This is a genomic window from Aquabacterium sp. (genome assembly GCF_004297345.1).
Lineage (GTDB): Bacteria > Pseudomonadota > Gammaproteobacteria > Burkholderiales > Burkholderiaceae_C > Aquabacterium.
In genome coordinates, this window is sequence record NZ_SCTN01000304.1 from 1 (window position 1) to 7,905 (window position 7,905).

General features: G+C 57.3%; 7 protein-coding genes. All 7 read left to right on the forward strand.

Annotated elements, in window-relative coordinates:
- Positions 1–1,077, forward strand: a 1,077-nt coding sequence (locus tag EPO09_RS10785) for a patatin-like phospholipase family protein (RefSeq protein WP_290642950.1), incomplete at its 5' end; no start/stop codon positions are given.
- Positions 1,078–1,086: 9 nt separating this feature from the next.
- Positions 1,087–1,827, forward strand: coding sequence for an acetoacetate decarboxylase (locus tag EPO09_RS10790; RefSeq protein WP_290642952.1), 741 nt, complete (start codon positions 1,087–1,089; stop codon positions 1,825–1,827).
- A gap of 38 nt (positions 1,828–1,865) precedes the next feature.
- Complete coding sequence (locus EPO09_RS10795) at positions 1,866–2,648, forward strand: 3-hydroxybutyrate dehydrogenase (RefSeq protein WP_290642953.1); 783 nt, start codon at positions 1,866–1,868, stop codon at positions 2,646–2,648.
- Positions 2,649–3,863: 1,215 nt separating this feature from the next.
- Positions 3,864–4,607 carry a right-handed parallel beta-helix repeat-containing protein gene (locus EPO09_RS10800; protein ID WP_290642955.1) on the forward strand — a complete coding sequence of 248 codons (744 nt, stop codon included), beginning with the start codon at positions 3,864–3,866 and terminating at the stop codon, positions 4,605–4,607.
- Positions 4,608–4,699: 92 nt separating this feature from the next.
- Positions 4,700–5,731 carry a hypothetical protein gene (locus EPO09_RS10805; RefSeq protein WP_290642957.1) on the forward strand — a complete coding sequence of 344 codons (1,032 nt, stop codon included), beginning with the start codon at positions 4,700–4,702 and terminating at the stop codon, positions 5,729–5,731.
- 516 nt (positions 5,732–6,247) lie between these two features.
- Positions 6,248–7,114, forward strand: coding sequence for a hypothetical protein (locus tag EPO09_RS10810; RefSeq protein WP_290642958.1), 867 nt, complete (start codon positions 6,248–6,250; stop codon positions 7,112–7,114).
- A gap of 311 nt (positions 7,115–7,425) precedes the next feature.
- Positions 7,426–7,905: hypothetical protein (locus tag EPO09_RS10815; RefSeq protein WP_290642960.1), on the forward strand; the 480-nt coding region annotated here is incomplete at its 3' end.

Below are 7,905 nucleotides of genomic sequence, written 5' to 3' on the forward strand. Positions count from 1 at the left end.
GGCGGAGCGCTAGGCGCCTATCAAGGCGGTGTCTTCCAAGTCCTGGAGGAACACGGTTTTAACCCGAGCTGGGTTGTGGGCACATCAATTGGCGCCATCAACAGTGCCTTGATTGCGGGCAATCGTCCAGAGCATCGCTTGGCCAGGTTGACCGAATTCTGGAATCTGGTGGCTCGAGCCGATGTCAGTCTTGGGGCCGCCTTGCCGCCGTTTGCCACTTGGCTAGGGCCCGTAGTCAAGGTCGGCAGTTACCTTGACACCATCACACGTGGTGTGCCCGGCTTCTTCGTTCCGCGTCCGGGCATGTTGCTCAACATTGAACAACAGGTCCCTACGCCAGAGGCCAGTTTCTATGACACATCCCCTCTGCACAAAACGCTTGAGCGGCTCGTCGATTTTGATTATCTGAATGCCGGGCACGTCAGGTGCACTGTTTGCGCGGTAGATGTCGGCACTGGCGAGTTGGCGGTGTTTGACAGCGCGAAGGAACGCTTGACCGCCAAGCACATCATGGCCAGTGGCGCGCTCCCTCCAGGATTCCCTCCGGTGATCATCAATGGCCGAGCTTACTGGGATGGCGGTATTTACTCGAACACGCCTGCCGATATTGTTCTGGATGATGCAGAGCGCAAGAACACGCTGTGTTTCATGGTTGACTTGTGGGATCCCACGGAGCAGGCCCCCAGATCTATCAGCGCAGCGATGGCTCGTCAAAAGGACATCCAGTATTCCAGCCGCACAAGAGAGCACCTGGAGGATCACCGGGACATGCAGAACATGCGGCGAGCCATCAACATCCTGGCATCCCGTTTGCCAGAGAAGGATCGCGAGGATCCGGAGATCAGGCGGCTGACAAGCCTGGGATGCCGCAGCACGATCAACATCGTGAGACTCATCATGAAAGCCTTACCCGGCGACGATCACAACAAGGACGTGGACTTTGCGCAATCAAGCCTGGAGGCGCGTTGGAAAGCTGGGGCGCATGATGCGCGAAGGGCGTTGCGCCACAAGAGTTGGCTCAAACCAATGCAGCCCCACATCGGCATGGTGATACACGAGTTGCCCCAAGAGGACTGAGGAGCAGATATGACCGAAGATGACGTGCGCGCCCGGGCATTCGCCATGCCCCTACATAGCCCGGCCTATCCTCCTGGCCCCTATCGATTTGTGGATCGCGAATACCTGATCATCACCTACCGGACAGATCCAGAGGCGCTGCGCAAGCTGATACCCGCGCCACTTGAAATCGTCGAGCCTGTCGTCAAATTTGAGTTCATCAACATGCCCGACTCCACTGGATTTGGGCACTATTGCGAAGCGGGCCAAGTCATCCCGGTGCGGCTTGGTGAGGAGACGGGCGGCTTTGTGCTTTCCATGTTCCTCAACGATCACCCACCGATCGCCGCTGGCCGAGAGTTGTGGGGCTTCCCCAAGAAGCTGGGGCAGCCCGAATTGCGCGTTCATACAGATACGCTCATGGGAACCCTGGACTACAGTGATTTCAGGGTGGCCACTGGCACGATGGGATTCAAGCATCAGGCGCTGGATGCGGAGAAGATCAAGGCCTCATTGGCCGCACCGAATTTCTTGCTGAAGATCGTGCCACATGTCGATGGCAGCCCGCGAGTGTGTGAGCTGGTGCGATACAGCCTGGCGGACATCCATGTCAAAGGTGCGTGGACAGGCCCTGGCGCGTTGGACTTGAGAAGCCATGCGCTGGCGCCTGTCGCTGACTTGCCTGTGTTGGAGGTGCTCTCAACCGTTCATATCCTGGCAGATCTGACCTTGCCTCTTGGCACAGTGGTTCACGACTATCTGGCCAGTTGAGTGCTACACAAAACTACCCACTTCAAACGGAGAATCTCATGCTGCTCAAGGACAAAGTCGCGATCATCACTGGCTCTGCCAGTGGCATCGGCAAAGAAATCGCGTTTGAGTACGCTGATCAGGGCGCCAAGGTTTGCATCGCAGACCTGTCTCTGGAAGCGGCGAATGCCACGGCCAACGAGATCATCCAGCGTGGTGGCGTTGCGATGGCTGTCGCCATGAATGTCACTGACGAAGCGCAGGTCGATGCCGGCGTGGCTCAAGTCGTGGCGCAATTCGGCGGAGTCGATGTCCTGATCAGTAACGCCGGTATCCAGATCATCAGCGCCATTGTGGATTTCAAGTTTGACGATTGGCGCAAGCTTGTGGCCATTCACCTCGATGGGGCCTTTCTGACCACGCGGGCGTGCATGCGCGCGATGATTGCCGGAGGCAAAGGCGGTACGGTGCTGTATATGGGATCGGTGCACTCGCATGAGGCCTCTCCTCTGAAAGCGCCGTACGTTGCGGCAAAGCACGGCCTGATCGGTCTGGCCAAGGTTGTGGCCAAAGAAGGTGCCAAGGATTGCATCCGTGCGAACGTCATCTGCCCTGGTTTTGTGCGTACACCTTTAGTCGATAAACAAATTCCAGAGCAAGCCAAAGCCTTGGGTATCAGCGAGGCCGACGTCATCAAAAACGTCATGCTCAAGGAAACAGTGGATGGCGAGTTCACCACCACGCAAGACGTGGCCCAGACGGCTGTGTTTCTGGCATCGTTCCCGACCAATGCCCTGACGGGGCAATCCATTACAGTCAGTCATGGCTGGCACATGCAATAGCGAGAGGCCATACTGAGTGGCGGCGGGTGTTTCGATCCGCCTGACCCCTTCCAAACCGTTTCCCGGTACGACATCAAAGGATTGAAGATGATTTGCAAGAACGTATTCTGTATCACACTGCTCTCAGTCTCCCTTGCTTGCAGCTCAGCAGCATTCGCCGAAACGCCGGCCTCGGCGCCAGCCAAGGGCACAGGAACGCCTCAGAACCATCATTGCAAGCAGTCTGACGGCACCATGGACGTGAGCAAGACCAAGAAGGCCTGTCTGGCAGGCAAGGGAACCTGGCTCAAGGACGGCGCCGCTGCGACCGCATCGGGGCCGGCCGCTTCAGCCTCACTTAAGAAGTAAATCAGGCCGACCCTCGCGCCATGGTACCGACAAGCACCGGACGGACTGTTGCAGTACCCGAAGTCTGTCGTCCGTCAGGGCGCCAAGACGGCGCGAGGATATGCATTCATTGCAGAGGCCATTGCACTAGCCAAGGATCTTTACCAAGTATGGCCAATCATTGATCCTCGTTAGGATGTTCAGTGTTTTTTGAGCCCGATAGCACCGCAACCGAGTCCATCGTTTGCGCTGAAGCCAGCAGTTATTGAAGGCATGCCTCGTGAGCAATGATCCCCGGCTTGGCTCGCGTCTCTGCGTGGGAACGAAAGCCTTGAAACCCGCATGAATACAGAATCGAAAAACGCCGTTTTATTTCTACGAAACAGCGATTTTCAGAGGGGAAACGGCTCCAAGTTGCCCCGATTGTGGTTCTGGTTGTCGTGGGTTCGAGTCCCATTAGCCACCCCAAGAAATAATGAACGCCGACAAGCACTTATCGAGGCCTCAGGGCGTCTCGATATCCTCGCGAATGGAGCTTGGGAAGACTCGTTCCGAGTGCGGCATTCACGCGTAAGCAGAAACACGGTATGAGTCCGCACGCGCATCCCGTCGGTGTCATGCGAATAGATGCGGCTTGCCCGCCCGAAGCCTGTCCTCTGCTGGTGGTGGAAACCGAGTGATACAGGAGATACCAATTCGCAGCGAAGCTGGCAGCCTTGTTTGTCGTATCGCTCTTATGGTTGCTGGGCCTCTTCAAGCAGAAAAGGCACCCTCACGATCCGAGATCGTGATCGGTTCAGCGGTACATCAGACTACATACACACAGGAGGAATCATGAGAGCCATTTCGTCATCGGCCATTGTGTTGGCTGCTGCTTCTTATTGCGCCATGGCGCAGTTCAACACTGCTATGGCAGCGCCACTTGCCACATGTCCGTCTACGACCAACAAGGTCACGATTTCGGCTAGCGGCAAGGCGGACGGTACCGATACCACTGCCATCCAGTCGGCCATCAATGCGATGGCGGCCAAGTCAGGCGGGGGAACGGTGCTCGTTTCGGCCGGCACCTACTCCCTGCCTGCTGCGATGCTGATTCTCAAGCCCAACGTCACGCTGTGCGCGCCGAATCGCGCCGTGTTCAAGCGTACCGCCTCGACGTTTGGCTACATACTCGACACAGGCGCGATCGACGGTGTCGTCGCCAACAACACGGGCTTGGTGAACCTTACTTTTGATGGTGGCCCAGTGGCCTTGCGCGGCAACAACCTGCGTGTCGAATCCAACGTCTTCCAGAACGTCAGTCGCACGGCAGCTGAGATTGCTGCCAACGTAGACGCTTTCGGTCGATTCGGCCTATGGCTGCGTGCAGCTAGCGCCAGCAGCATCATCAACAACGACTTTCTTGACCTTGAATACGGCGGCATTTTTGGGCACTCCATTGCGGCCCAATCTGCGATTTCCGGCAATACGTTCAGCCGGGTGTCAGAGCCGATTCACCTGTTCTGCGCCAGTGACTCGACCATCGCCAACAACACGATGTCACAACTTTCCCGCATGGGCGTGGAGGTTCAAATCGAGAGCAATCAGAGCGAGCCGGTCAAGTACCCAGTTGCTCGAGCAACTCGAACCTGACGATTACGCGCAACGTAATAAAAGATTGGCGAGTTAGCACGCCCCAGCAACTGATTACAGCCATTTCTACCGAGCGACTGGTATCTGCAACGGTGTCCAACAACACCGCAACCTGTGGTGCTGCTTGCGGCAATCTTGATCCCAACATCGCGAGCTTGGGGTTAGAGATATCGACGAGTGGATTGACGACGGTGTACTCCAATACCGTTACGGGCTTCAACGTCGGTGTTCAGATCAATGACGCCAACACGCTGACGGTCATGTACAACGCCATTTATGACACAGGCACAGCGATCGTCAAGGCAGGCAATGCACCGGCACTGAACTCGCTCTCGATTAATCGCAACTATATTGTCAATGCACAAGCCAATGGCATTGATGGCAATTGGAGCATCACAAGCAACCCAGTGATCTCGGGCAATACCATCATCCGAACCGCAGGCAAGTGGGCGACTGACAGCACCCGCTCGGGAGATGCCGCCTACGTCGCCATCAAAGGCGGCAACACGGCCAGTGGCTCAGCGCCTTTGAGTATCAAGTCCAACAAGGTCTTGTTTATGGGCTCGGCTGTCAGTGGTTTTGAAGCTCGCGGCGTCATGCTGACGGGGACTCCGACTGGCCTCTCCCTTGATAGCAACTGGATTGGTTGGGTTGGGAACTCGACGCAAGCGGCGTATGGCAACGGCGTGCAAATCAATAACGGCAACGCCAGCCAGGGCGTCAGCTTGACCAACAACGTGTTCCAGGGACTCAGCCTCCTGACGTCCGGTTGGGAATGTTTATTCACGGCCAGTGGCAACAACGCGATCAACATGACCTCGCTGGGCCAGTTCTGCGCGGCCCCGCTTGCTTCGCCCTACACGGTCGCTATTGTTCAGCCCACTGTCACTCTGACGACCAGCTCGGCGAGCGTGCCCTCCGGCTACCTGTTTGGCAAGAACTATTCCGCTTCCATTCCATCGGGCTTTACGTTCAAGAACTGGGCTCTCGGCGACGGTTCGCCACGCGTGACGACAAATCCTGACACGCAGTGGTTCTACTCCAGCGCCAATCGCATGGCGGTGGTCTTTGCAAGCGGTTCAAACGGCGCGCTGACGGTCAAGGACGCCGCCTTTAGCAACTGATTGCTCAGTCGTTGCAGTGGCGGACAAGGCGGGTAATCTGCCTTGTCCGTTTTCGTTTGGGGTATGGGGCACCGGCTGGTCGGTATTCCTGTGCCGTGCGGCATGGGCGGAGAGCAACCATGTCTGGTGTGCCGGCCTGCGGAGTTGTTGCGCTGGACTGGCTATCGAACGACCATGCTCGGCCTTCAGCATGGATGGACACAGAACGGAGTGAAGTGCACGCCTGGTGCATGCGGCGTAACAAATGGCATGTGCCTTAAGTCTTCGACGCTCACGGGTTTGAATTGAAAGGCATCAATGGCGCGGCATGAATCACGTTTGCAAATACGGAATGGCCATTCTTGTACTTTTGTAAAACCTGTCAGACACCCCTATGACTAGGGGTGGGCCGCTGCCTCTTTCGCGCTCATTCTTCGACCGCCTGCCGACTTGCTCGTGGTTTTCAAAGCAGGACGGCGTGTTGCCAAGGACTGTTTGAACGTCCATTCAACTATTTCATCCGCTAGGAGGTATTTCATGAAGCACTCACTTCGTTTCGTTGGCGAGATCGCGATGCTCGCCGTTGCCATGGCCACATCATCTGCGATGGCCGCCCAAAGCAGTGCCTATGTCGTTTCTGCTGAATTGAGCACCGATCACGGCAGCCCGGTTCAAATGGCCCCACAGCTGGAAACATCGGGGCGCACCACATTGGGTCAGACCTACAGCAAGCCCTTGCACGCGGCAATGATCAGCAAGAGTTTGATGTTGCTGCCCGCCTTGCCGCGCAGTCCGGTGCTGACTGTGCTTGAACTGCAGAGCAACACATTGGCGGCTGGTTCGAATGGGGTTGACACGATCAACACATCAGGTACATCTCACGCAGGATCGGGCACCATTGCTTTGATCTTCCCGCCCAGGATCATCATCGATCCACCTCTGCCAGCACCAGCCAGCTCGGCGTCTGCTGTTGATGATGCCAAGTCGGTGCATGCCCAGCCACTGCCTCCGTTGGACGTTGCAGCACTGCGCGTGCAATTCAACAAGCTCAAGGCCGCAGCCCAATACAGCCAAGTTATTCCTGGTCCGTCTCAACGCAGCGGCAGCACCAGCTTTGGCTCGCTAGTGCTCAGCGGCCCGCTGGTCGGGGTCAAGCCTTTGACATTCAGTGGGGAAATCAAGGCCAACACAGTCGTGGTCGACAGTCCCACAGTCAAGATAACGCTGAACGCGCAGACCATTCCCCAAAACCCCGTATGTGATCCTGGCAAGCCTTGCCCTTTGTTTCGCGTACTTGAAACAGTCGAGACCAAAGCAGTATTTGTGGAGTTGACGAATGCAGCCGTGCTGGGCCATCAGGTCAGCGGCAACATCGTGATCGGCGAAGCGGAGGCCGGTCAGTAATCGGTGCAATGAGGGCAGCGTCGTAAAGAAGAGCTTGGGTGAAGCCCGGCAGCTGGCTGCGTGCTGCTGACTACGACGCTCAGGGGCTAGGCTCGGTGGGGCAGCAATTTGGTCCGAGTGCAACTGCCCTTGGGCAAGCCAAAGACAGACTTGCTGCCCTCGCGATCTCTAGCTGGTGTCACAACACGTAAAGTGCGACGCAGCACTGTAAGGTTCCAGGGACAGGGGCGACCAAGGAAGGGTCGCAAGCGCATGTCGCGCCTCGATCAGTCCGGCGCGCTGGGCTGCCCCCGTTTCTCCTGGAGATAAGCATGCAAACCGTATCCCTTCGCCCCCGTCTGGCGGGTCGCTCGCTCGGCGCCATTGCCACCGCGGCCGCCATGTTGTTTGGCGTGTCGGTATCAGCCCGTGCCTCGCAAGCCAATGAGGCATTGATCGTCACCGCTTCCAACCTTGCTACCAACCAACTTTTGGTCTTCAGTCCTGCTGGCACCTTGCTGCAGACGCTGGCCACACAGGGTCAAGGCGGTGTCGGTGGCAATGCCGGCGGCGTCGCTGCACACCACGGCCGCGTGGCGGTCGTCAACTTTGGCTCCAATAACGTATCGGTGTTCGTTCGCAGCGAATGGCCTGGCGGCTTGCGATTGGAGAAGGTCGTGCCCACGCACGGCAGCCCCGTCAGCGTCGCCTTCGGCGAAGACCATCTTTACGTACTCACCACCACGCAGGTCGAGTCACATGCCCTTGGCCATGGTGGCGTCGCCAGTTCGGCTGATGGCGTGACGCAATTG

Coding starts and splice junctions, on each gene's coding strand:
- EPO09_RS10800 (WP_290642955.1), top strand. CDS start 3,864: ATGGCGCAGTTCAACACTGCTATGGCAGCGCCACTTGCCACATGTCCG.
- EPO09_RS10790 (WP_290642952.1), top strand. CDS start 1,087: ATGACCGAAGATGACGTGCGCGCCCGGGCATTCGCCATGCCCCTACAT.
- EPO09_RS10795 (WP_290642953.1), top strand. CDS start 1,866: ATGCTGCTCAAGGACAAAGTCGCGATCATCACTGGCTCTGCCAGTGGC.
- EPO09_RS10810 (WP_290642958.1), top strand. CDS start 6,248: ATGAAGCACTCACTTCGTTTCGTTGGCGAGATCGCGATGCTCGCCGTT.